Annotated in this window: 17 protein-coding genes and 1 tRNA gene; 3 read left to right on the top strand and 15 right to left on the bottom strand. The window is 66.0% G+C overall.

The window, feature by feature from the left end; translation table 11 throughout:
• Position 1 precedes the first annotated feature (1 nt).
• Positions 2-2110 carry a phosphocholine-specific phospholipase C gene (locus ACXI0D_RS01155; protein WP_119007659.1) on the top strand — a complete coding sequence of 703 codons (2109 nt, stop codon included), beginning with the start codon at positions 2-4 and terminating at the stop codon, positions 2108-2110.
• 100 nt (positions 2111-2210) lie between these two features.
• Here the strand turns inward: ACXI0D_RS01155 and ACXI0D_RS01150 are convergent, their stop codons facing one another.
• From ACXI0D_RS01150 to ACXI0D_RS01135, 4 genes are all read right to left on the bottom strand, one after another.
• Positions 2211-3806 carry an alkaline phosphatase D family protein gene (locus ACXI0D_RS01150; RefSeq protein ID WP_479642145.1) on the bottom strand — a complete coding sequence of 532 codons (1596 nt, stop codon included), beginning with the start codon at positions 3804-3806 and terminating at the stop codon, positions 2211-2213.
• 10 nt (positions 3807-3816) lie between these two features.
• Positions 3817-6750 carry a TonB-dependent receptor gene (locus tag ACXI0D_RS01145; protein ID WP_479642144.1) on the bottom strand — a complete coding sequence of 978 codons (2934 nt, stop codon included), beginning with the start codon at positions 6748-6750 and terminating at the stop codon, positions 3817-3819.
• A gap of 141 nt (positions 6751-6891) precedes the next feature.
• Positions 6892-7914 carry a FecR family protein gene (locus ACXI0D_RS01140; protein WP_049445647.1) on the bottom strand — a complete coding sequence of 341 codons (1023 nt, stop codon included), beginning with the start codon at positions 7912-7914 and terminating at the stop codon, positions 6892-6894.
• Positions 7911-8426, bottom strand: coding sequence for an RNA polymerase sigma factor (locus ACXI0D_RS01135; protein ID WP_119007656.1), 516 nt, complete (start codon positions 8424-8426; stop codon positions 7911-7913). Before ACXI0D_RS01135 ends, ACXI0D_RS01140 begins: the two co-directional genes overlap by 4 nt.
• Positions 8427-8753: 327 nt before the next feature.
• On the opposite strand from ACXI0D_RS01135, the gene aceE reads away from it, so the two are divergent.
• On the top strand, positions 8754-11426 hold the full coding sequence (gene aceE / locus ACXI0D_RS01130) for a pyruvate dehydrogenase (acetyl-transferring), homodimeric type (protein WP_479642143.1): 2673 nt from the start codon (positions 8754-8756) through the stop codon (positions 11424-11426).
• Positions 11427-11477: 51 nt separating this feature from the next.
• On the opposite strand, the gene ACXI0D_RS01125 is transcribed toward aceE, so the two are convergent.
• Positions 11478-11960: a hypothetical protein gene (locus ACXI0D_RS01125; RefSeq protein WP_014036763.1), complete on the bottom strand. Its 483-nt coding sequence runs from the start codon at positions 11958-11960 to the stop codon at positions 11478-11480.
• 221 nt (positions 11961-12181) lie between these two features.
• Here ACXI0D_RS01125 and ACXI0D_RS01120 point away from each other — a divergent pair, with 221 nt between their 5' ends.
• On the top strand, positions 12182-14512 hold the full coding sequence (locus ACXI0D_RS01120; protein WP_119007653.1) for a TonB-dependent receptor: 2331 nt from the start codon (positions 12182-12184) through the stop codon (positions 14510-14512).
• A 120-nt stretch (positions 14513-14632) separates the two neighbouring features.
• On the opposite strand, the gene ACXI0D_RS01115 is transcribed toward ACXI0D_RS01120, so the two are convergent.
• The 10 genes from ACXI0D_RS01115 to hfq form a co-directional block, all read right to left on the bottom strand.
• A tRNA-Ser gene (locus tag ACXI0D_RS01115) sits at positions 14633-14725 on the bottom strand.
• 78 nt (positions 14726-14803) lie between these two features.
• Entirely contained in the window at positions 14804-15007 is a 204-nt protein-coding gene (gene csrA, locus ACXI0D_RS01110; protein WP_004152909.1) for a carbon storage regulator CsrA, read from the bottom strand.
• A gap of 147 nt (positions 15008-15154) precedes the next feature.
• The gene (gene alaS / locus ACXI0D_RS01105; RefSeq protein ID WP_479642142.1) at positions 15155-17803 is read right to left on the bottom strand and encodes an alanine--tRNA ligase; all 2649 of its coding nucleotides are present in this window, start codon (positions 17801-17803) and stop codon (positions 15155-15157) included.
• A 109-nt stretch (positions 17804-17912) separates the two neighbouring features.
• Positions 17913-18404, bottom strand: coding sequence for a recombination regulator RecX (gene recX, locus ACXI0D_RS01100; RefSeq protein WP_014036760.1), 492 nt, complete (start codon positions 18402-18404; stop codon positions 17913-17915).
• Positions 18405-18514: 110 nt separating this feature from the next.
• Positions 18515-19552: a recombinase RecA gene (recA, locus tag ACXI0D_RS01095; protein ID WP_010484252.1), complete on the bottom strand. Its 1038-nt coding sequence runs from the start codon at positions 19550-19552 to the stop codon at positions 18515-18517.
• A gap of 204 nt (positions 19553-19756) precedes the next feature.
• Entirely contained in the window at positions 19757-20392 is a 636-nt protein-coding gene (gene lexA / locus ACXI0D_RS01090; RefSeq protein WP_101765256.1) for a transcriptional repressor LexA, read from the bottom strand.
• Between the two features lie 192 nt (positions 20393-20584).
• On the bottom strand, positions 20585-22267 hold the full coding sequence (ubiB, locus tag ACXI0D_RS01085; protein WP_049445715.1) for a 2-polyprenylphenol 6-hydroxylase: 1683 nt from the start codon (positions 22265-22267) through the stop codon (positions 20585-20587).
• A gap of 34 nt (positions 22268-22301) precedes the next feature.
• On the bottom strand, positions 22302-22796 hold the full coding sequence (locus tag ACXI0D_RS01080; protein WP_005409020.1) for a CinA family protein: 495 nt from the start codon (positions 22794-22796) through the stop codon (positions 22302-22304).
• A gap of 122 nt (positions 22797-22918) precedes the next feature.
• Entirely contained in the window at positions 22919-24229 is a 1311-nt protein-coding gene (hflX, locus tag ACXI0D_RS01075; RefSeq protein ID WP_049445660.1) for a ribosome rescue GTPase HflX, read from the bottom strand.
• Positions 24230-24243: 14 nt separating this feature from the next.
• Positions 24244-24519 carry an RNA chaperone Hfq gene (gene hfq, locus ACXI0D_RS01070; protein WP_004152891.1) on the bottom strand — a complete coding sequence of 92 codons (276 nt, stop codon included), beginning with the start codon at positions 24517-24519 and terminating at the stop codon, positions 24244-24246.
• Positions 24520-24575: the final 56 nt, after the last annotated feature.

Below are 24575 nucleotides of genomic sequence, written 5' to 3'. Positions count from 1 at the left end.
CGTGACCGATATCGGCCGACGCCGGTTGTTGCAGGCCGGCGTTGCCGCTGGCCTTTCCCCGCTGCTGCCCAGCATCGCCCGGGCCGCAGCGATCGCCCCCGCCGCGCAGACGCGCAGCCTCGAAGACCTGCAGCACATCGTGGTGTTCATGCAGGAGAACCGTTCGTTCGACCACTACTTCGGCACGCTGCCGGGGGTACGGGGTTTCGGCGATCGCTTCGTCGCTCCGGCGCAGGCACTGCAGGCCGGCGGCCGCGCGCGCAGCCTGTGGCTGCAACCCGATGCCAGCGGCAAGCGCGCGATCGCGCCGTTCCCGCTGGATACCGCTGCGCACTTCGGCTACATGCGCGTGGAAGGCACGCCGCACACCTGGCCGGATGCACAGCGGGCCTGGGACCACGGGCGCATGGGGCAATGGCCGAAAGCCAAGCAGAACCACTCGATGGGCTACTTCCAGCGCAGCGACCTGCCCTTCCAGTTCGCCCTGGCCGATGCCTTCACCATCTGCGACGCCTACCACTGCGCGATGCAGGCCGGCACCAACCCGAACCGGGTGTTCCTGTGGACCGGCCACAATGATGCACACGCGCGTGCTGGTGGCCCGGTGATCGCCAACTCGCACGACAACTTTCCCGAGCACGGCGGGCACCCGGCGTCGTACCGCTGGACCAGCTATGTCGAACGCCTGCAGAAGGCGGGCGTGTCCTGGCAGATCTACCAGGACATGGCCGACAACTTCACCGACAACCCGCTGGCCGGCTTCGAGGCTTTCCGCCAGGCCTACCGCGCTGCGCCGGGGCATGACCCGCAGCTGCGCGCACGCGGGGTCAGCACGCGTGGCCTGGCGCAGCTGCGCCAGGACGTGGTCGATGGACGCCTGCCGCAGGTCAGCTTCATCATCGCCGACGCGGCCGGCAGCGAGCATCCCGGCCCCTCCAGCCCGGCCCAGGGCGCGGCCTATACCGCACGCGTGCTGGATGCACTGACCGCCGATCCGGAGGTGTGGAGCCGCACCGCCCTGCTGCTCATGTTCGACGAGAACGACGGCTTCTTCGACCACATGCCGCCGCCGGCACCGCCTTCACCCGTGGACGGGGGGTGGGCCGGCGCCTCATCGGTCAGTACCGAAGGCGAGTACCACCGCCATCCGGCACCGGGCGACGAGAAGTACGATGCCGCCGAACTGCGCGGCCGCCCCTATGGGCTGGGCCCGCGCGTGCCGCTGTACGTGATTTCGCCGTGGAGCCGCGGTGGCTGGGTCGATTCGCAGGTGTACGACCACACCTCGGTCGTGCGCCTGATCGAACGCCGCTTCGGCGTGGCCGCACCGGACATCTCGCCCTGGCGCCGTGCGGTCTGCGGCGACCTGAGCAACGCCTTCGACTTCGCCCAGCGCGATACCCGTCCGTTCGTACGTGGCCTGCCCGATGTGAGCGCGGTGGCCGCACGTGCCGCCGCCCTGCCGGGACGCACCGTGCCGACGTTGCCTGACGGACTGAAGCCGGCGAAACAGGAAAGCGGCGTACGCCCGGCGCGTGCCCTGCCCTACCGGCCGCAGGCATCGATTGCTGCGATCGACGGCTCGGGCGTGGACCTGACGTTGTCCTGCGAAGGTGCAGCGGCAGTGCTGCATATCTACGATCGGCTGCGACTGGGTGCGGTGCCACGCCGCTATACGCTGGTGCCAGGCACAGCACTGCAGGAGCGCTGGCCGCTGGATGCGCACGGTCGCTACGACCTGTGGCTGCTGGGCCCGAACGGCTTCCACCGCCATTTCCAGGGGGTGGCCAAGGCACCCGCCGTACAGGCTGCGGTCGAGCCTGCGGACGGCCAGCTGCGGCTGCACCTGCGCAATCTGGGTGACAGCGCGCAGCAACTGCGCGTGCATGCCGGTGCCTATGCCGGGCACATGCCCGAGCAGACGCTGGCACTGCCCGCGCATGCGGAGACGTCGTTGGCGTGGGATGCAACGCCTACCGCCGGCTGGTATGACCTGCAGGTCAGCGCGGGTGAGAGCGTGCTGCGCCTGGCGGGCCGCGCCGAGGATGGTCGCCCCGGCACCAGTGATCCGGCGATGGGCAGCGAACCACTGCGGTTCGAGCACGATTGAAGGATTTCTGTAGAGCCGAGCCCATGCTCGGCTGCTTTTCCGGTCCATTATCGAAGAGCAGCCGAGCATGGGCTCGGCTCTACAGAGTAGTCCGGTAGATTCAGGCGTCCTGCAATCCCGGCCGGCCGTGCTCCACCGCGTAGCGCTTCCAGCTCTGCACGGTACCGTTCGGACGCATCACGGAATCCAGCGTCTTCATGTCGCCGATCCACGCATCACGGGTGACATCGCACAGCACATAGCCACGCTTGTCGGTAGTCGCCTTCAGGTAATGGCTGTGCGCAAGCTGGTTGTGGGCGTACGCATCCACGCCCTGGCCGTCGGCGCCGGACGTGATCGAGGTGGCAAGGAACTCGCTGGAGACCACGCCCGAATCACGATGGTCCTGCACCAGGTCGCTGGCGTAATGCCGGTGCGCGTCGCCACAGGCGGTCACCACGTTGCCGAAGCCGACCTTCTGGATGTGGTCGAGCAGGCGCCGGCGGCTGTCCAGATAACCCGACCACTGGTCATCGGACGACTGCACCACGCCGTCCTTCTCGCGCATGTAGTTGCCCAGCGCCACCTGGTGGGCGATGGTGTGCCAACGCGGCGCGGCATCGGCCAGGCCGTCGAACAGCCAGCGCTCCTGCTTCGCACCCACAATGCTGCGCTGCGGTGATTCCACCTCCTCACGCAGCGCCATGTTCACCTGCTTGCTGCGGTACTGGCGTGTGTCGAGCAGGTGCAGGTCCATCAGCGTGCCGTAGCGTGCGCGCCGGTACAGCTGCATGTGGCCATCGCGCGGGAATGCCGAGCGACGCAGCGGCATGTTCTCGTAGTAGGCCTGGAACGCCTGCGCGCGGCGCAGCAGGAACACTTCGCTGGGCGTATCGTCCTGGTCTTCGGCACCGGCCCAGTTGTTGTCCACTTCATGGTCATCGAAGGTGACAAACCATGGTGCCGACGCATGTGCGGCCTGCAGGTCGGCATCGCTCTTGTACTGGGCGTAGCGGCGGCGGTAGTCGTCCAGCGTGTACGTCTGCGGCCCGACATGATTGCGCAGGTTGGTGAACGGCTGGCCGTTCATCTTCCGCAGGCCCGGCTGGCTTTCGCCTTCGTAGATGTAATCGCCGTAGTGGAAGACGAAGTCCAGCGGTTCCTCGGCGATGCGCCGCCACGCGGTGTAGTGGCCCTCTTCGTAGTGCTGGCAGCCAGCCACCGCGAAGCGCACCCGGTCCACCGCCGTCGTGGCCGCAGGCAGCGTGCGCGTGCAGCCCACCGCACTGGCATGGCCGCCCACCGTGAAGCGGTACCAGTAGGGTCGGCCCGGTGCCAGCCCTTCCAGCTCCACGTGCACGGCATGGCCCAGCTCGGGATGGGCCATCGCCGAACCCTGGCGCACCACCTTGCGCATGCGCTCGTCCGCGGCCAGCTGCCATTCGACCACCATTGGCCGGGTCGGCATGCCGCCGCCGAACACCAGCGGCTCGGTCGCCAGCCGTGTCCACAGCACCATGCCATCGGCCGAAGGATCACCCGAGGCCACGCCCAGGGTGAACGGAGTGCTGGCGAACCGCGGCGAGGCCAGCAGGTTGCGCGGGTTCAGCGCAGCGGCATCGGCCTGTGCGGCCAGCGCGCGCGCCGTGCCCATCCAGGCGCCAGCAGCGGACAGGCCGGCCAGGGCCAGGAATCGCCTGCGATTGATCGTCTCCACGGCTGTGCCCTCAGTTGTAGATGATGTGGAAGTAGAAGAAGCGGCCGTAGTCGTCGATCTCGGTACGGAAGCGCCCGTTCGGACCGGTGCTGTAGGTCGGCTGGGTGTTGAACAGGTTCTTGGCCTCGTACTTCAGCGTCACGTGCCTGCTGACCTTGTGGCTGAAGGCCATGTTGAAGGTCATGTACGGGTCGTAGTACGAATCCAGCCACTGGGTATCGCCGAAGTCGACCAGCATCCGGCTGCGGTAGGTTCCGGACAGGCGCAGCTGCGCGCTCTTCCACGGCATGCGCCAGATCACCGAGCCATTGAGCGACCAGTCCGGCTGGTACAGCAGGCGATCCAGGCGGCGCTCAGTGCCATCGCTGATTCGGTAGTTGGTCTGGCCCTCCAGCCGCGTGGCGTTGAAGTACATGTCGAAGCGCTGGCGGCCCCACTGCAGGTTGCGGTTGGCCACCGCGAACTCGACGCCGCGCAGCCTGGACTCATCGGTGTTCATCGGCTGGGTGACCCGGTAGCGCGTGTCACCCACGTTCTCGAAGGTAGTCAGGGTGTAGATGTCGTCCTTGATCACCTTGTCGAACAGCGCGATCGAGACCAGGCCGTTGTTGCCGTTGAAGTACAGGTCCCACGCCAGGTCGATGTTGGTGGAGCGCCGCGGCTGCAGGTTGGCGTTGCCCTGCTTGATGGTGCAGAAGCCCCTGCCCTCCTCGTCATCGCCACAGCTGGTGGTGGTGGCCTGGGCGATGTTGCTTGGCGTCGGCCGGCCCAGTGTTCGGCTGGCGGAGAAGCGCAGGCGCTGGTCCTCGGTAAGCTTGAACGTCGCATTCAATGACGGCAGCAGGTTGGTGTAGCCACCACTCGTCTTGCGGAAGGCCGAGGTATAGGTGGTGCCGCCATCGTCGCTGAACGGGCTGTACGCATCGAAGCGGGTGTGGTCGTAGCGCAGGCCACCGATCAGCAGCAACCGGTCCCAGGCGTAGTGGGCAGAGGCATAGGCGTTGGTGATGTCCTCCACGTACTTGTAGTCACTGGTGAAGTTGGCATTCGGATAGGCCGCATTGTTGCTGCCCAGCGTCGGCGCCAGCTCCTCGTTCCACTTGCGGTTGTCGATCAACGGGAAGCCCGGCACGCTGCCCAGCAGGGTCGAACCCGGATACAGGTAATCGTTGAGCGTGGCACTGCTCTTGTAGTAGTCGAAGTCGATGTCCTGCCAGATTTTCAGGTGCCGGTACTCGGCACCGGCGGCCAAGCCGAAGCCACGCGCGTCGGCATCGATGTTGTAGCTGAAGTCGGCGCGCAGGTTGTCGATGCTCTCCTTGGCATCCCGCGGCGAGACATAGGCCTGTGCCGGGTTGAGCTTGAACGCCGAGCTGGTCAGCAGGCTGGAATCGGATACCGCCACCGCATTGGGAAAGCCGTGGCTGTCGTTCTCGTAGTCGACGAACAGGTTGCTCGGGTAGGCGCGTACCCCCCAGTAGACCTGGCTGTTGTGGAAGGTCTCTTCGGTGTGGCCACCGCGCAGGGTCAGCCGCGAGCGATCACCGATATCCCAGTTGAAGCTGGCGATGGCGCCGCGGTTGCTGCGGTCCCAGCGGTCGTGGCGGTTCTTGATGTAGATGCTGTTGATCTGGGTGGTGCCGCTGTCTTCGGTCTGGTTGCGGATCGGAAACTTGGCGTTGCCGTACAGGTCTGTCTTGTTCATCGTCGAGTTCTCGTAGAACCGGTACGAGTACAGCAGCAGCGACGCGTAGAACGGATCGTCCGACGGCTTCCATTCCACCTTGGCCGAGCCACCGAAGTTGGTGATGAAGTTGGTGTAGGTACCGGTGCTGAAATTGCCGGGCGCACGCAACCCGTTCCAGCCCTTGGCCTCGTCCGGCCCGGTGGTGCCGTCGGTGAGGTACTTGCCGGCGTCGTTGTAGTAGTAGTTCGACTCCACCCAGCGCTTGACGCTGTTGCGCGAACGCTGCTCATAGCGCGCCACCGCGACGATGCCGAATTCCTGGCCGGCACCGAACTGGTTGGAGAACACCATCTTGGCGCTCTTGCCGAAGTGGCCCAGGGTCTCGTGGTTGCCACCGGCGCTGCGCTCGACATGGGTCTCGGCCGTGGAATAGATACCGGCCACATCGGCGAACACGTACTTTCCGGAACGGTCGAAGGCGCTGCGGCTGATGATGTCGATCACGCCGCCGATCGCGTCCGGCGCCTGCTCGGCGCTGAAACTCTTGTAGATGTCGGTGCGGGTGCCGATGTCGCTGGGAATCAGCTGCAGGTTGTTCATGCGCTCACCCGAGCCACTGCCACCCACGCTGGCAATAGCGATGCCATCGATGGTGGTGTAGTTGAGGTTGGCCTGCACGCCACGCACCGTCACGTAACGGGGCTCGCCGGCATCCTCCACCGCACTCAGGCCCGGCGCGGCCATCAGGCTTTCGGCCAGGGTTTCGTCGCCATAGCTGTCCATCTCGTCGTAGACCACCGAATCCTTGATCACCGGCGAGGTCTTCTTCTGGTCGATCACCTCATGCGCGGCAATCACCTTCACCGTGTCCAGGGTCGGCGCCACCACCGCCTCGGCCTCGCGCGGCTTCGGCGCGGCCGGCTTCGGTTCGTTGCGTGCGGGCGCCGGATCGATGGCGATGACGTTGCCATCCACCACGGTGTAGCCCAGGCCGGTCCCTGCCAGCAGCGCGTCCAGTGCCTGCTTGACGGTGGCACCACGCGGCACCGCCCCGGCCATGTGCGCTTCACTGCTACCCGAATACAGGAACTGCACGCCGGAACTGCGCGACAACTGTTCCAGCGCACGCGCCAACGGCTGCGCCGCGATCGGCGCCGACACGCGGGCCTCCAGGCCATCGACGGTAGCCGCAGACGCCAGCGGAACGCTGCAGGGAGACAGGGCGAGGATGATCGACAGGTAGAGCGTGTTGCGCATCACGGGTCCTTGGAAGAGAGAATGCAGCAGGTGCCGCTGCGCGGATCGTCAGCGGCTTCTCCCAAGTAAGAGCCCGCTTCCACCGAAGTGGAGAACGCGGATTCGATGAATCTTTTTTGACAGTGCGCGGCCACGTCGCCTTCAGCGACTGCCGACCCGCACCGTGTCGCCTTCGCGACGGACGACAAAGCGTGGGTCGCGTTCGAGGAAGGCCTGCAGTGCGCCGATGCGATGCGCGTCCAGGCTGCCGGACAAGCGCGCCGACGCCGCGCCTTCATCCAGCACCCGCACCTGCACCTGGTTGTGCCGGTTGAACGCGGCAGCCACCTCATCCAGTCGCTCGTCCAGGAAGGACACCTTGCGTTGCTGCCAGTCCAGCAGCATCGACAGCGGCACATCCAGCGACTCCACGGCATGGCTGCGCGCGTCGACCTGCACCACCCGGCCTTCGCCCAGCTGTGCAAGGCGCCGCGCGTCCGTGCCCTGGCTCCATACTTCCACCTCGCCGTAAACCACGCCGATGCGCGTACCCTGCAATCGCCGGGATACGTCGAACACGGTGCCAATGTCGCGGATCTGCAACCCGTTCACCTGCACTTCGAACGGGCGCCGATCGCGTGCGATGTCGAACGTCGCCTCACCCTGCAGCAGTTCCGCCTTGCGGCTGAACCAGCCCATGCGTACCCGCAGTTGGCTGTCCGCATTGAGCCGTACCTGTGTCCGGTCGGGCAGCACCAGGTCACGCAGTTCACCATGGTCGGCGCTGTACAGCTGTTCGGTGGGCATCAGCTGCGGAACCAGGCCCACGCCGAGCAGGGCGATACAGGCTGCGGCAGCCATCACCCACCTGCGCGTGCGGTGGCGCTGCGGCGCTGCGTGCGGCGCGGCGGATGCGCTACCGAACAGAGGCACCACCTTGGCGGCCGCCTGCCGTTGCGGCACCGGCGCCTCTTCAAGCAACGGCGATTGCAGTGCCTCGGCGACCTGCCGGTGCAGCGCGAGGGCGTGCATATAGGCGCGCACGTGTTCGGGCGAGCGCTTCATCCAGTCCAGGAACGCAACCCGCTCGGCCTCGTCCAGCACTCCCTCGCGATTGCGCAGGAACCAGTCCATAGCCTCGCAGGCGATCGTGTCGTCGGCCACGGGCGATGCGTTCCGGTTCATGTGTGCTCCCTGGCGCCCAGCGCCTTCCTGCAGGCCTCCAGCCCCTTGCCGATGTGCTTGCGCACCATGTGCACCGACACCTGCAGCTGCTGGCTGATGGCCGGGCAATCCAGCCCGTCGCGGTAGTGCAGCTCCATCACCCGCCGCGTGGTCGCCGGCTGTCGTGCGATGGTGGTGCGGATATCGTTCCAGCGCTGCGCGCGCTCGAACTCGCCTTCGATGTCTTCTTCGCTTTTCAGCACTTCCGCCAGCAGATCAACGTCTTCCAGCGGCGGCAGCGACGAACGCGCGCGCGCGTGCTCGCGTGCCAGGTTGGCCGCGACCGTGAACAGGTAGGCCTCCGGGTTCTTGATCGCTGCGGCATTCTCGCCGGTGGTCCGCAGCAGCCGCAGGTACACCTCCTGCGCCAGGTCCTCGGCGTCTTCGCTGGCAGAACCGCGGCGCAGGAAAAAGCCACGCAGCAGCCGTCGGCGCAGCGCGTAGCTCTTCTCCCAGATCCTCACGCTGTTCACGGCCGGCCAATCACCCCGAGGCTGGAAAGGCCAGCAGGGTGACGGCCATCGATGACAGTGGCGTTGCAGCAGGCGGCCAGGCCAGGCACTCCCCGCCCAGCACATCCGCCCATGATACGGCGCACCGCGCCAACCCTTGCTTCCCATAGACCCAAGCCAGGCCCGCCTATCGAAGGCACAGGGCCAGGCCTACGCTTGCCTCCCCGGTGACCGCTACGGTCGCCCTTCGCGTCACGGCCCCGCCGTTGCGACCCCGCTCCAGTGCTGTGCGCCCTGCCGGTGTTGTCGCCCAGGCAGGAGTCCGACCGCGGCCCTTTGGAGACAGTCATGAACCAAGCCCTGATCCCCTTCGATACCGACCCACTGGAAACGCGGGAGTGGCGTGAATCACTGGAGGCGGTGATGCAGGCCGGTGGCCGGCCGCGCGCGCATTACCTGATCGACCAGCTCAGCGAGCTGGATGCGCAGCAGCACGGCGACCTGCATACGCGCGCATGGACGGCCTACGTCAACACCATCCCACCCGAGCGCCAGCCGGTCTACCCGGGTGACCTGGCCATCGAGCGCCGCCTGAACGCGATGATCCGCTGGAATGCGATGGTGATGGTGCTGCGCGCGGGCAAGCACTCCAACGTCGGTGGTCACATCGCTACCTACCAGTCGGCGGCGGTGCTGTACGACGTGGGCTTCGACCACTTCTTCCGTGGCCGTACCGACACCTTTGATGGCGACATGATCTACATCCAGGGCCATTCGGCGCCGGGCATCTACGGACGCGCGTACGTGGAAGGCCGCATCGATCCGGCACGGATGGACAACTTCCGCCGCGAAGCCGGTCGCGAAGGCCTGTCCTCGTACCCACACCCGCGCCTGATGCCGGAGTTCTGGCAGTTCCCCACCGTGTCGATGGGCTTGGGCCCGCTGACCGCCACCTACCAGGCGCGCTACATGCGCTACCTGGAATACCGCGGCCTGAAAGAACACCAGGGCCGCAAGGTCTGGGCCTTCCTCGGCGACGGCGAGATGGACCAGCCCGAATCGCTGGCGGCGATCTCGCTGGCCGGCCGCGAGCGGCTGGACAACATCGTGTTCGTGGTCAACTGCAACCTGCAGCGCCTGGACGGTCCGGTGCGCGGCAATGCCAAGGTCATCCAGGAGCTGGAAGGCACCTTCCGCGCGGCCGGCTGGAACGTGATCAAGCTGATCTGGGGCAGCGGCTGGGACGACCTGCTGGCCCGCGACCACAGCGGCCTGCTGCGCCAGCGCATGATGGAATGCGTGGACGGCGACTACCAGACCTTCAAGTCGCAGAACGGTGCCTACGTGCGCGAGCATTTCTTCGGCCGCTACCCGGAACTGCTGGAGCTGGTCGCACACATGAGCGACGACGACATCTGGGCGCTCGCACGTGGCGGCCATGATCCACAGAAGGTGTTCGCCGCCTACCAGCAGGCGGTGGACACCAGCGGCCGGCCGACGGTGATCCTGGCCAAGACGGTCAAGGGTTTCGGCATGGGTGAGGCTGGCGAAGGCCAGAACATCAACCACCAGCTGAAGAAGATGAGCACCGATGCGGTGCGCGCCTTCCGCGACCGCTTCAACCTGCCGGTCAGTGACGAGCAGCTGGAAGACATGCCGTACCTGCGGCCGGAACCGGGCAGCGCCGAAGCCATCTACTTTGCCGAGCGCCGCCGCATCCAGGGCGGCCAGCTGCCAGCGCGCGTGGCCAAGGTCGATCCGCTGCCGCTGCCTCCGCTGTCGATCTTCAGCAGCCAGCTGCAGGGCAGCGGCGATCGAGGCCAGTCCACCACCATGGGCTTCGTGCGCATCCTCACCCGCCTGCTGAAGGACCCGGAACTGGGCAGGCTGGTGATTCCGATCGTTCCCGATGAATCGCGCACCTTCGGCATGGAAGGCCTGTTCCGCCAGATCGGCATCCACTCCTACCTGGGCCAGCTGTATACCCCGCAGGACGCCGGCCAGCTGAGCTACTACAAGGAAGCCAAGGACGGCCAGATCCTGCAGGAAGGCATCAACGAATCCGGAGCGATCTGTTCGTGGATCGCTGCCGGTACCGCCTACAGCAACCACGGCCTGGCGACGATTCCGTTCTATATCTTCTACTCGATGTTTGGCCTGCAGCGCGTGGGCGACCTCGCCTGGGCCGCTGCCGATGCGCGCACCCGCGGCTTCCTGCTCGGTGCCACGTCGGGCCGCACCACGCTGATGGGCGAAGGCCTGCAGCACGATGACGGCCACAGCCACGTGCTGTCGTCGGTGATTCCGAGCTGCGTGTCCTACGACCCGACCTACAACTACGAGCTGGCGGTGATCATCCACGACGGCCTGCGCCGCATGTACGTCGTTCAGGAAGACATCTACTACTACATCACCGTACTCAACGAGAACTACCCGCAGCCGGCACTGCCCCCAGGCGCCGAGGCGGGCATCCTGAAGGGCCTGTACCTGCTGCGCCCTGCAGCCGCCGACAGCACCTCACAGCCACGCGTGCAGCTGATGGGCAGCGGCGCGATCCTGCGCGAAGTGGAAGCGGCGGCCGCGCTGCTGCAACAGGACTTCGGCGTCGCCAGCGATGTCTGGAGCGCGACCAGCCTGACCGAACTGCGCCGCGACGGCCTGGCTACCGAGCGCTGGAACCTGCTGCACCCGGCCGAGGCACCGCGCGTACCCTACGTGCAACAGTGCCTGCGGGGTCATGAAGGCCCGGTGGTGGTGGCCACCGACTACATGAAGCTCGTCGGCGACCAGATCCGTCCCTTCATCAACGACCGTCGCTTCACCGCATTGGGCACCGATGGCTTCGGTTGCTCCGACACGCGTGAATCGCTGCGCACGTTCTTCGAAGTGGATCGCCACTTCATCGTGCTGGCCGCCCTGAAGTCGCTGGCCGATGAAGGCCGCATCGAGCGCTCGCGGATGCAGCACGCCATCGACATGTACGGCATCGACACCGGCAAGCGCGATCCGGCCACCGTGTAAGGCCGCTGCATTCACCACGCCCATTCGGCGGGCGTGGTGAACGCAGCATCGCTATGGCATGCGCTTGAACAGGTTGGTCTGCAGGATCGGCGTACCGTCGTGGCCGTAGAACGCCTTGGTCTCGGTCATCGTCGCCTGGTCATCGGCCACCGTGTAGATGCGGGTGGAGGCCGGCGTGCCATGGTCCACCAGCTGCATCACCAGCGTGTTCGGTGCCGGCAGTTTCAGGTTGGCCTTGTCCGCGCCATAGGTGCCGGACAATGACCCCGGTGTGCCATCCAGGGCCAGCGTGCCGTCGGACTTCATGGTCTTGCCGTCGTGCAGGACAATGTCCACGTGTGAACTCCAACGCCCGGCACCGGCGTCCTTGAACTCCAGCACCACCTGCTTCGGGCGCTGCGCCTCGGGCAGTGCTGATGTGGTGATATCCAGCGACCAGCGCCCCAGAAGCGGTGAGGGCGAAGCCTCCACTGCCAGCGCCGGAACGGCGGGAAGTGAAAGCGCAGACAACAACACAGCGGACAGCAGCTTCATGGCTTGCTCCGTTCCAGTGAAGAAGGCGCTGCGTGAGGCGCGGTGGGGGGCAGCGCCTCGGATCGTGCACAGCATCGGCGACCCGCACAAGCAGTGCACTGAATGCAAGGCAACCGCATCTGCGCGTTCCGCGTTTCTGGCCCGCCGGCAAGGCCCAACCCGCCCTTGTTGATACAAAGAGTTACGTTATAACATTGCACTCCAACTTCACGGATTGTGTCATGCGCCGCCATCTCCTTGCTGCAGCCATTCTGTTCGCCGTCCACACCGCCCAGGCCGCGGACGAACCCACCCTCCCCACCCTCCAGGTCCAGGCCTCCCAGCCCTCGCGCATCGACAGCCGGGTCACCGTCGACAACCCACAGGCACAGAACCGCACCCTCGGCGGCCTGCTCGAACACGTCTCCGGTGTGCAGAGCACGGCCTTCGGGCCGAACGCGGGCGCCCCGGTCATCCGCAGCCTCAGCGGCAACCGCGTGCAGATCCTGCAGGACGGCCAGTCGATTCTGGGCATGAACGCGATCAGCGGCGACATCAACATTCCGTTCGATCCACTGTTCGTGCGCAGCGTCACCGTCAACAAATCCTCCGACACGGTGCGCTATGGGGGCAACGCGATCGGTGGCAGCGTGGAGATCGACTCGGGCCTGATCTCGCGAAGCATGGAAAACAAGGACCAGTCGATGGAACTGGTCCTGCGCAAAGGCTTCAACGCCGCCGACGCGCAGGGCTTCCGCATGAACTTCAACAACCAGCGCAATCTCTCCACCAACCTGCAGGTCTCGCGCCAGCGCATCTCGCACTACGACATTCCCGGCAACAGCAAGGCCAGTGTCTGCAACACCGGGCTGTTCCCGGTCGGCGGCGGCGTCAATTCCGCGCTGGCCGACAGCTGCCAGAAGGAAGCGCGCGTCCAGCAGATCTACAACAAGGCCTCGCAGCCGTACATAGACCAGTTCATGACCGAGAACCCGGACTGGGCCGACGGCGATTTCTCGTTCTACACCAACGCTCCGACCTCGGTCTGGCAGCGCCGCACCTACATCAATCCGGTCAACCCGGCCTACGTGCCCGGCACGCCGTCGTACGTGCAGAAGCAGATCAACAACGATGTGACGCCCGACTACCATCACCGGCTGGGCAACAGCTATGCGCGCAACTCGCAGGTGGCCTTCGGCTCGACCCTGTTCTTCGACCGCGGCTACGTCGGTGTCAGCATCGATGCCAAGGACAGCGAGTACGGCGTACCGGGCTTCTCGATGCAGAACCTTTCGTTCGGTTCCAACTATGCCGATGGCCTGCCGGTGGGCGTGGTGATCAAGCAACAGCGCTACGCGCTGGAAGCCCTGCTGCGCGATCCGCTGCCGTGGTTCGAGCGCGCGGAACTCCGCGTTTCCAGGCTGGACAACACCTCGGGCGAGCGGCTGGGCGCCACCAAGGCCAACGACTACGATTTCGAGAGCACCCAGGCCGAGTTGCTGCTCAGCCATCAACGCGTCGGCCCGCTCAGCGGCCTGCTCGGTTTCAGTCATCAGTCGCGTGATGTCACCGGCAGCGGCTCGCAGCGCTACCTGCCGGACGTGGACACGCGCAGCAATGCGGTGTTCCTGAAGGAGACGCTGGACTTCGGCTGGGCCACCTTCGATGCCGGCGTGCGCCACGAGCGCGTCGACCACGCACTGCAGCCCAGCCGCTTCAAGACCGCGCGCAATGCCGCCAACACCAGACTGCAGGACCGCGATTACCGGCTCAACAGCTACAGCCTCGGCTCGTACGTCGAGCTCGGCCCCTTGTTCGCGGCCAAGGTCCGTTACTCATCCTCACAGCGCGCCCCGGAGATCAACGAGCTGTATGCCAGCAACGCGCACTATTCGGTGATGACACAGGAAGAAGGCAACCAGAACCTGGAACCGGAGCGCGCGAAGAACCTGGAACTGACCGGACTGTTCCACCTCGGTGGTTTCGAGCTGTCCGCCACCGCGTACCGGATGCGGTACGAGAACTACCTCTACCTCGGCTACTCCGGCCTGCAGACCGCCAACCGCCTGCCACTGAAGTACTGGAAGCAGACCGACACCACGGTGAAGGGCTTCGAGATCGATGCCTCGCAGGCATTGGACCTGGGCCGCTTCGGCACGTTGAATGTGTCCGCCTTCGCCGACCTGGTCAAGAACAAGGCCGACCGCCCCGATTCGCTGCGTGCCCACAATGACGGCGAGTACCTGCCGAACATGCCGACCAACCGCTACGGCGCCAACCTGCAGTGGCAGCACGAAAGCTGGAAGGCACAGCTGTCCAGCACCTACTACGACACGCAGAAGTACCTCGGCCGCAACGTCAGTGAGGAAGTGCCGCTGGATGCATTCAACCTGGTCGACCTGCAGGTCAGCCGCGAACTTCCAGTGCGCAACAGCTACATCGCCGGCATGGAAATTTTCGTCAACGGCAGCAACCTGCTCAATGAAGAAGCACGGCCGCACAACTCGCCACTGAAGTACATCGCACCACTGCCGGGGCGGGGCTTCCAGGTGGGGGTGACGGTGAAGCTCTGAGCGGACAATGGATCCGCCGCCATCCACTGATCGATGATCGGTGGATGGTGATTCAGAGATGAGTACTGGAGCAAAGAAAAACGCCTGCAGATCGAGGATCTGCAGGCGCTTCTTTGTATCTGGCGGAGTGAGAGGGATTCGAACCCTCGATAGAGCTTTTGACCCTATACTCCCTTAGCAGGGGAGCCCCTTCGGCCACTCGGGCATCACTCCGGGGTTTTCGCCGCGTCTGGTGCGTTGCACCTCAGCGGGGCGTGAATCATAACGTTAATCGAGTGCGAAGGTAAAGCGTTATTCGGCAGAATTTTCGCTACCGGTGCCACCGGCTTCATCACCACGCTGGATGCGCTGGTAGATCTCTTCGCGATGCACAGCGACGTCCTTCGGCGCAGTGATGCCGATACGCACCTGGTTACCCTTGACGCCAAGCACGGTGACGCTCACCGAGTCACCGATCATCAGGGTTTCGCCGACGCGGCGAGTCAGGATCAACATTTTTGTAAGTCTCCATGGAACCGTGTGGAAGGGTATCCCCCACCGGCTTGACGCTCCGTCAAGAAGCGCTACCACGACAAAGGGAAAAGATTCGCAATGGTACCGTCAGCCGTCCCGCTCCTACAAGGAGGGGGACGGCAGGGTTCATCACAGGCGGGGGCTGACCCATTCGACGACTGCAGCCAGCGCAGTGGCAAGGGCGGGCCCGTCCTCGCCACCACCCTGGGCGAGGTCCGGGCGTCCGCCGCCCTTGCCCCCGATCTGACCGGCGATATGGGACAACAGTTCCCCGGCCTTGACCTTGCCCATTGCGCTGCCGTTCACACCCGCGACCAGGGCCGCCTTGCCGTCCTGGGCGCCGGCCAGCACGATCACCGCGTTGCCGAGCTGCTGCTTCAGGCGGTCCATGGCATCACGCAGGGCCTTGGCGTCGAAGCCCTCCAGGCGGGCGGCCAGCACCTTCACACCGGCAACCTCGACGGCCTGGCCGGACAGGTCGGCCGTGGCGCCGGCGGCGACCTTGGCCTTCACGGCGTCCAGTTCGCGTTCCAGCTGCTTCTGGCGCTGGCCGAGCGCACGGATCTTCTCGACCACGTCGGCAGCGCTGCCGCCGAGCAGGTCGGCGGCCTCGGCCAGGCGGGCCTCTTCGGCGTCCACGTAATCCAGGGCACCCTGGCCGGTGACCGCCTCGATGCGGCGCACGCCGGCGGAAACACCGCCCTCGGAGGTGATCTTGAACAGACCGATGTCGCCGGTACGGTTGACGTGGGTGCCACCGCACAGCTCGGTGGAGTAGTCACCCATCTTCAGCACGCGCACGTGCTCACCGTACTTCTCGCCGAACAGGGCCATCGCGCCGAAGTCCAGCGCTTCCTGCATGGCCATGGTGTGCACTTCGGCGGCGTTGTTGGCACGCACCTGCTGGTTGACCTTGCGCTCGATCACCGCCAGCTCTTCCGCGCTGATCGGCTGGAAGTGCGAGAAGTCGAAACGCAGGCGGTCCGGCGCGACCAGCGAGCCCTTCTGCTGCACGTGGGTGCCCAGCACTTCGCGCAGCGCGGCGTGCAGCAGGTGGGTGGCCGAGTGGTTGAGGATGGTGGCGCCACGGCGCTCGCCATCGACCTGGCCGGACAGCACATCGCCGACCTTCAGGCCGCCTTCGGACAGGGTGCCGACGTGGCCATGGAACTGGCCGGCGAACTTCTGGGTGTCCTCCACCGCCAGGCGCACGCCGTTGCCGGTCAGTACGCCGGTGTCGCCGACCTGGCCGCCGGATTCGGCGTAGAACGGCGTCTGGTTGGTGATGACGATGACCGAATCACCCGCATCGGCCGACTGCACCGGACGACCGTCCTTGAGCAGGGCCAGCACGCTCAGGCCGTCGGCCTGCAGGCGGTCATAGCCCAGGAACACGGTCGGGCTGAGGGTGGCCACCAGCTCGGCCGGCAGGGTCACGCCGCCGCCGAACTTGCCGGCCGCACGTGCGGTCTCGCGCTGCTGTTCCATCGCGGCGTCGAAGCCGGCGATGTCGACCGTCAGGTCGCGCTCGCGGGCGATGTCCTGGGTCAGGTCGAGCGGGAAGCCATAGGTGTCGTACAGGCGGAAGGCGTCAACGCCCGGGATCACGCCATTGCTGGCCTTGCCGGCCACGTCCTCGAAGATCTTCATGCCGGCATCGAGGGTTTCCGCGAAACGCTCTTCCTCGGCCTGCAGCGCACGGGTGACGGTGTCCACCGCCGCCGGCAGCTCTGGATAGGCCTCGCCCATCTGCTCGACCAGGGTCGGCACCAGCTTGCTGAAGAACGGCTGGCGCACACCCAGCATCCAGCCATGGCGCAGGGCGCGGCGGATGATACGGCGCAGCACGTAACCGCGGCCTTCGTTGGACGGCAGCACGCCATCGACGATCAGGAACGAACAGGCACGGATGTGGTCGGCAATCACGCGCAGCGACTTGTTCTCCAGGTCGGCGGTGCCGGTCAGCTCGGAAGCCTTGCGGATCAGCGCCTGGAACAGGTCGATCTCATAGTTGGTGTGCACGTGCTGCAGGATCGCCGCCAGGCGCTCCAGGCCCATGCCGGTATCCACGCACGGCGCCGGCAGCGGCACCAGGGTGCCGTCGGGCTGGCGGTCGAACTGCATGAACACCAGGTTCCAGATCTCGATGAAACGGTCGCCGTCTTCGTCCGGGGAACCCGGGGGACCACCGGCAATATGATCACCGTGGTCGTAGAAGATCTCGGTGCACGGGCCGCACGGGCCGGTGTCGGCCATCTGCCAGAAGTTGTCCGAAGCGAACGGCGCGCCCTTGTTGTCGCCGATGCGTACGATGCGCTCTTCCGGAACGCCGACCATGTCGCGCCACAGTTCGTAGGCTTCGTCGTCGGTCTGGTACACGGTGACCAGCAGGCGTTCGGCCGGCAGCTTCCAGACCTGGGTCAGCAGCTCCCAGGCCCAGGCGATCGCGTCCTTCTTGAAGTAGTCGCCGAACGACCAGTTGCCCAGCATTTCGAAGAAGGTGTGGTGGCGCGCGGTGTAGCCGACCTGGTCGAGGTCGTTGTGCTTGCCGCCCGCGCGCAGGCAGCGCTGCACGTCGGCCGCGCGCACGTAGCTGCGCTTTTCCGCGCCAAGGAACACGTCCTTGAACTGCACCATGCCGGAGTTGGTGAACAGCAGGGTCGGATCATTGCCCGGCACCAGCGGCGCCGACGGCACGATGGTGTGGCCTTTGCCCTTGAAGAATTCAAGGAAGTCGCTGCGGATCTGGGAAGTCGTGAATTTGGCGGATGCGTTCATTGGGGGCTGGCAGTCGGCGGGCCGGCGGACCCGGACCACCGGCCGCGTTGGCCAGGGTCACGAGGGACCGCCGAAAACCTAAAGGGTATCAGGCCCGGCGCCGCCAGTCTCAGTCATCCGGGTCGTAGCGGGTTGCACGGCGGATGCTGTCGCCGTCGAAGCCCCTCCGGGCCAGCAGATCGGCGGCCTTGCGCCGCTGCGTCAGGTCCTGCGGACCGGCCTCGCCGAAGCGTCGGCGGACCAGATCACGGGCATTTTCCTGCCAGTCGCCTTCGTAGCTGTCCATCGCCGCCGCAATTGCGGCACTGTCCAGGCCATGGGTACCCAGTTCGGCACGGACATGGATCGGACCATAGCCGGTGTTGGCGCGCATCCGCACCAGGTTCTCGGCAAATCGGGTGTCGTCCTGCCAGCCGGCCTCGGTCAGCTTGGCGACGGCCGCCTGCGCGGCTTCGTCTTCGATGCCACGGGCCGTCAACTTGCGGGTGAGTTCCTTGCGCGAGTGCTCACGGCGGACCAGCAGGCCCAGTGCCCGTTGCACGGGCGTCTGCTCGCGCGGCCGACGTTTGCGGCCGGTGGGAATGTCGTCAGCGTCGGACATCGGTGCTCCAAGGGTGGCGCCATCCCTGGCGCCCTGCCCATCCCTGGGCGATTCGAACCTGCGGGACAGGGCGACGTCACTGACGGCGCCGCCCTGCCCCACAGCAAGCCTTATTCGTCGTCGCCTTCGTCGTCGCCTTCCTCACGGCTGGCTTCGGTCGGCTGGAACTTCTCGCGCAGCTCGGCTTCGAGCTTGGCGGCGACCGTCGGGTTGTCGCGCAGATAGCCGCGGGCATTGTCCTTGCCCTGGCCGATGCGTTCTTCGCCGTAGCTGTACCAGGCACCGGCCTTCTCGACCAGCTTGGCGTCCACGCCCATATCGATCAGTTCGCCTTCGCGGCTGATGCCCTCGCCGTACAGGATCTCGGTGATGACCTGCTTGAACGGAGGCGCCAGCTTGTTCTTGACGACCTTGATCTTGGTCTGGTTGCCGATGATCTCGTCGCCCTTCTTGATCGCGCCGATGCGGCGGATGTCCAGGCGTACCGAGGCGTAGAACTTCAGCGCGTTGCCGCCGGTGGTGGTTTCCGGGCTCTGGCCCGGCATCATCACACCGATCTTCATGCGCAGCTGGTTGATGAAGACCACCAGGGTGTTGGAGCGCTTGATGTTGCCGGTCAGCTTGCGCAGCGCCTGGCTCATCAGTCGGGCCTGCAGGCCCGGCAGCTGGTCACCCATCTCGCCTTCGATTTCGGCCTTCGGGGTCAGCGCGGCGACCGAGTCGATCACCAGGATGTCGACCGAACCGGAACGGACCAGCATGTCGGCGATTTCCAGCGCCTGCTCACCGGTATCCGGCTGCGACAGCAGCAGGTCGTCCACGTTCACGCCCAGCTTGGCGGCGTAGATCGGGTCCAGCGCGTGCTCGGCGTCGATGAAGGCCGCGGTGCCGCCCATCTTCTGGCATTCAGCGATGGCCTGCAGGGTCAGCGTGGTCTTGCCCGAGGACTCCGGCCCGTAGATTTCAACGACACGGCCCTTCGGCAGACCGCCAATACCCAGCGCGATGTCGAGCATCAGCGAACCGGTCGGGATGGCTTCGACGGGTTCGACCACGCGGTCGCCCATGCGCATCACCGAGCCCTTGCCGAACTGCTTTTCGATCTGGCCCAGAGCTGCAGCGAGGGCGCGCTTCTTGTTCTCGTCCATCGGATTGGTCCTTGCAGAGGTCGTGTCGTTGGGGGTGCTGTCTTTGGGGGTCTTCTTTGCCATGGGTTCACTTTAAGTCGGACGTATCGCACAGGCTGAGATTCTGCCCGGCGCTCTGAAAAGAATTATCGGACATCCGTACCAACCTCAGTGGAACCAGAGAATCGCCACAAAAGACCGCGGGGTAATGCGCTATGGAACAGGTCAACGGTTGGGCCGCAGCAGGCCGCAATAGAGGCCTTCGATCGCGAAGTCCTGATCCGGCAGCACCTCGATCGGCTTGTAGTCGGGGTTGCGCGGCAGCAGGCGGATACGATCCTTGGCGATCTTCAGCAGCTTGACGGTGATCTCGTCATCGATGCGGGCCACCACGATCTGCCCGGAATGGGCATCGCGGGTGCGATGCACACCGATCAGGTCACCGTCGAAGATGCCCTCGTCGATCATCGAATCGCCCTGCACCTTCAGCAGGTAGTCCGGCGCCGGCGAGAAGAACACCCGGTCCAGCACTACGAAATCGTCCGAGCCGATGTCGGCGCCGATCGGCAGGCCGGCCGCGACCCGGCCCAGCACCGGCAGGCGCAGGACACTGTCGGGCAGGCCCGGCTCGGCCAGCTTTTCGACCGGCGGTGCCTGCACCAGGCGGATGCCGCGGGCCTGGCCTGGGACGCGACGGATCGCACCGGCCTGCTCCAGGGCTTCCAGGTGGTACTGGGCCGCGCGTACGCCCTTGAAGCCGAACGCACGTGCGATTTCAGTCTGCGACGGCGGTGCGCCTTCGCTCTCGATACGCTCGGCGATCAACTGCAGGATCGCCTGCTGGGTGTCGGTCAGGTCCATGGTTAGTAGTATTACTACTAATGCATGGAACTGCAAGTGCCGGAGGCGACACGGGCATCGGCAATCGTCTCCGGGCATGGCCCGGCTGGCAGAGACAAAGGCGAGAGCAGAAGCAGCCGACCAGCGGTCGGCTCTACAGGAATCGCGCAGCGATTCCGCGGTTCCCGGGGGGAACCGCTGCGGTAAACACACTCACGTGTGTTTACCACTTCTCCATATCGAGAACAGGATCCACACGCCGCAGAAGCCGGCGCCGATGAAACCGCACACGCCCAGCGCCAACAGCCAGCGGCTGGAGACGCCACCCACGCTGTGCATCACGATCGACGAGCCGATGATCAATGCGGCGGTGACGATGCCCATCACCAGCCGGTTCGCGGCACGGTTGACCTGCTCGCCGAAGCCCTGCAGCGCGCTGGTTTCCACCTTCAGCTGCAGGCGCCCACGGCGGGCTGCCTGGACCAGCTTGCGCAGGTCGCGTGGCAGTTCGCCGGCGAAGTCGACCAGGCCCAGCAGGCTGCGCCGGCCGCGCTTGAGCAGCGCCCTGGGCGCGTAGCGCTGCAGCACCACCCGCTCCAGGAAGGGGCGCGCAGCACTGGCCATGTCGAAATCCGGGTCCAACTGGCGGCCCATGCCCTCCAGGGTCAGGAACGCCTTGATCATCAACGCCAGGTCGGCCGGCAGGGTCAGGCTGTAGCTGCGCAGCAGCTGGGTGATGTCACCCAGCATCAGGCCGATCCGCAGGTCCTTCAGCGGCACGCCGCGGTACTGGTCGACGAACTGGCTGATGTCGTGCTGCAGCCGGTTCTCGTCCACTTCCACGCCACCGGCCCAGTCCAGCAGCACGTCGGCCACGCCCTGCGGGTCCTGCTCGACCAACCCGTGCAGCAGCTGCGCGACCTGGAAGCGCCGCACTTCCGACAAGGCACCGACCATGCCGAAATCGATCACACCGATGCGGCCGTCTCGCAGGTAGATGATGTTGCCGGGGTGCGGGTCGGCGTGGAAGCTGCCGTCCTCCAGCACCATCTTCAGCACGATGTCCGCACCGCGCCGCGCCAGCTCGCGCCGGTCCAGGCCCGCCGCGTCGACGCCGGCCAGGTCGCGCCCGGGAATGCCGTCAACGAAGTCCTGCACATTCAGGCTTTCGCAGGTCCACTGCCAGTGCACGTCGGGAATCAGGATGTCGTCGCGGCCCTTGAAGTTGCGTGCGATGCGCTCGGCATTGCGGCATTCGGCGGCAAAATCCAGCTCGCGGCGCAGCGATACGGTGAACTGCTGCACGACTTCGGCCGGGCGGTAACGACGCAGGTCCGGCAGGCGCGCCTCGACGATCTCGGCCAGGCGGGCCAGCAGCCGCAGGTCGGCCTCGACCACATCGCGGATGCCGGGGCGTCGCACCTTCAGCACCACCTCGCGACCATCATGCAGGCGCGCGCGATGGGCCTGCGCCAGCGAGGCGGCAGCCATCGGGGTTTCATCGAGGAAGGCGAACACCTCTGCAGGCGATGCGCCAAGGTCGGCTTCGAGCTGCTCGCGGATATCCGCATACGGCAGCGCCGGCACCGCGTTCTGCAGTTCAGAGAGCTCGGCGATCCACTCCGGCGGCAGCAGATCGACGCGCGTCGCAAGCACCTGCCCAAGCTTGACGAAGGTCGGGCCGAGATCCTGCATCGCGCTGCGCACGCGCACCGGCGCGGTCATCCGCAGCAGTTCCTGCCGCTCCTCGTTCCAATGCAGGAGGCGCCCTGCCCGCTCCAGCGTACTGGCCAGCCCAATGCGCCGCACCACGTCGCCGAAGCCATAGCGGATCAGGACGACGGCGATTTCCTGCAGTCGGCCCAGGTCACGGACCGTGCCCAGCGTTTCCCACATCATGCGTGCTCCGGACGATTACCGGAGCAGCATGTCACAGCTGGGCGTCGATACCGCGCAATGCCGCCGCCACGGTTTGCCGGCGGATGGCTTCGCGGTCGCCGTCGAACTGGAACAGCTCGGCGCGCGCGTAGCCGCCCCGGCGCTTCCAGCCGATCCAGACGCTGCCGACCGGCTTGTCCGGGCTGCCACCGCCGGGACCGGCGATGCCCGTCACCGCAACGGCGATGCCGGCACCGGAATTGACCAGTGCGCCGGACACCATCTCCAGCACGGTTTCGCGGCTGACCGCACCGAACTGCTCCAGGGTCTGCGCGCGCACACCGAGCAGGCGCTGCTTGGCTTCGTAGCTGTAGACCACCATGCCGCAGTCGAAGAACGCCGAGGAACCGGCGATGTCGGTCATGCACTTGGCGATCCAGCCGCCACTGCAGCTTTCGGCGGTGACCAGCTGTAGCGAGGCCTGTTGCAGGCGCTGCCCGAGCGCGGCGGACTGGGCGTTGAGGTCGGCGTCGGTGGGGATGGACATCGGCATGACGGTGGGGTGAAGAACCTGCACGTTGTACCGCAGATGACAGCTGGATGTCGCGCCCCTCCGGCACGGTTGTGCTGCCGGCCAGCGGCCGGCACTACCGGGCATGGGCCGCTACCTCACCACTCCGGCAGCTTCTCCGGCAGCAGCGCCCGGATCGGCGCGCCATCGGCACTGGCGGCCAGCTTCTCGGCTTCGGCGATCGGCAGATCCACCTGCAGCAGCCAGCCCTCTTCATCGGCCTGTTCGCTGCGGATCACTTCCAGCTGGTGCAGGCGCGCACGCAGGCGGCCGGCATCCGGCGGCAGGCGCAGTTCACCGGTCACGTGCTGCAGGCCCAGGCGCTTGCCCAGCACCGCCTGCAGCAGCTCAAGGCCCTGCCCGTCACGCGCGGAGATCCAGACGCGTTCACGACGCGACTCGTCGGGCACACCGTCCTGGCCATCGTGGCGGACGTCGGCGCCGTCGATGCGGTCGATCTTGTTGAACACCAGCAGCTGCGGCAGGTCACCGGCACCGACTGCGGTCAGCACCTCATCCACCTGCGCTATGCGCTCCTCGCGGTGCGGATCGGCAGCGTCGACCACGTGCAGCAGGAAATCGGCCTCGCGCGCCTCGGACAGGGTCGAGCGGAACGCGGCGACCAGATCATGCGGCAGATCGCGGACGAAGCCGACGGTGTCGGCCAGCACCACGTTGCCGCCCGGCACCGCGATACGGCGCACGGTCGGATCCAGCGTGGCGAACAGCTGGTCGGCGGCGTAGGCCTCAGCGCCGGTCATGGCGTTGAACAGGGTCGATTTGCCAGCGTTGGTGTAGCCCACCAGGGCGACACGCGGCAGCTCGCTGCGCACACGCGCACGGCGCATCTGGGTGCGCTGCACCTCCACCTTTTCCAGGCGCTTCTGCAGCTGCTCGACCCGCTTCTGCAGCAGGCGGCGGTCGGTTTCCAGCTGGGTTTCACCCGGGCCGCGCAGGCCGATCGAACCGCCGCGCTGGCGCTCCAGGTGGGTCCAGCCGCGCACCAGCCGCGTGGCCAAGTGACGCAGCTGCGCCAGCTCGACCTGCAGCTTGCCTTCGTGGCTGTGCGCACGCTGGGCGAAGATGTCCAGGATCAGGCCGGTACGGTCGATCACCCGGCGCTCGAGGAAGCGTTCCAGGTTGCGCTCCTGGCCCGGGCTCAACGCATGGTTGACCAGGATCAGGTCGGCACCGCTGGCATCGGCCGCGGCCTTGATCTCGTCCAGCTTGCCGCTGCCGATCAGGGTCGACGGATTCGGACGATCCAGGCGCGCGGTGATCGTCGCGGCGATGCTGGCCCCAGCCGAGCGGGCCAGATCACCGAACTCTTCAAGCACATCGTCTTCCAGCTTGCCGAAATGGGGCTGGATCAGCAGGGCGTGTTCGCCCTTTTTCGAGCGGTCAAACATTCACCGCTCCGGTATTACTCGTCTGCTTCATCACCTGCCTGACCACCTTCACCCGACTGCACGTAACCACCGCCCGGGCCGACCTTCACATTGCGTGCCGGAACCACCGTGGAAATGGCGTGCTTGTAGACCATCTGACTGACCGTGTTGCGCAGCAGGACCACGAACTGGTCGAACGACTCGATCGTGCCCTGCAGCTTGATGCCGTTCACCAGGTACACCGAAACCGGCACGCGTTCGCGCCGCAGTGCGTTCAAGAAAGGATCCTGCAGCGATTGCCCCTTGGACATTGCACACTCCTGATTATTGTTCTTATTGGGTTGCCGACGGTTGCCACGGCCCCCGA

It is taken from the genome of Stenotrophomonas sp. C9D9 (genome assembly GCF_056491205.1).
This window is presented reverse-complemented; position numbering and strand designations above follow the sequence as displayed.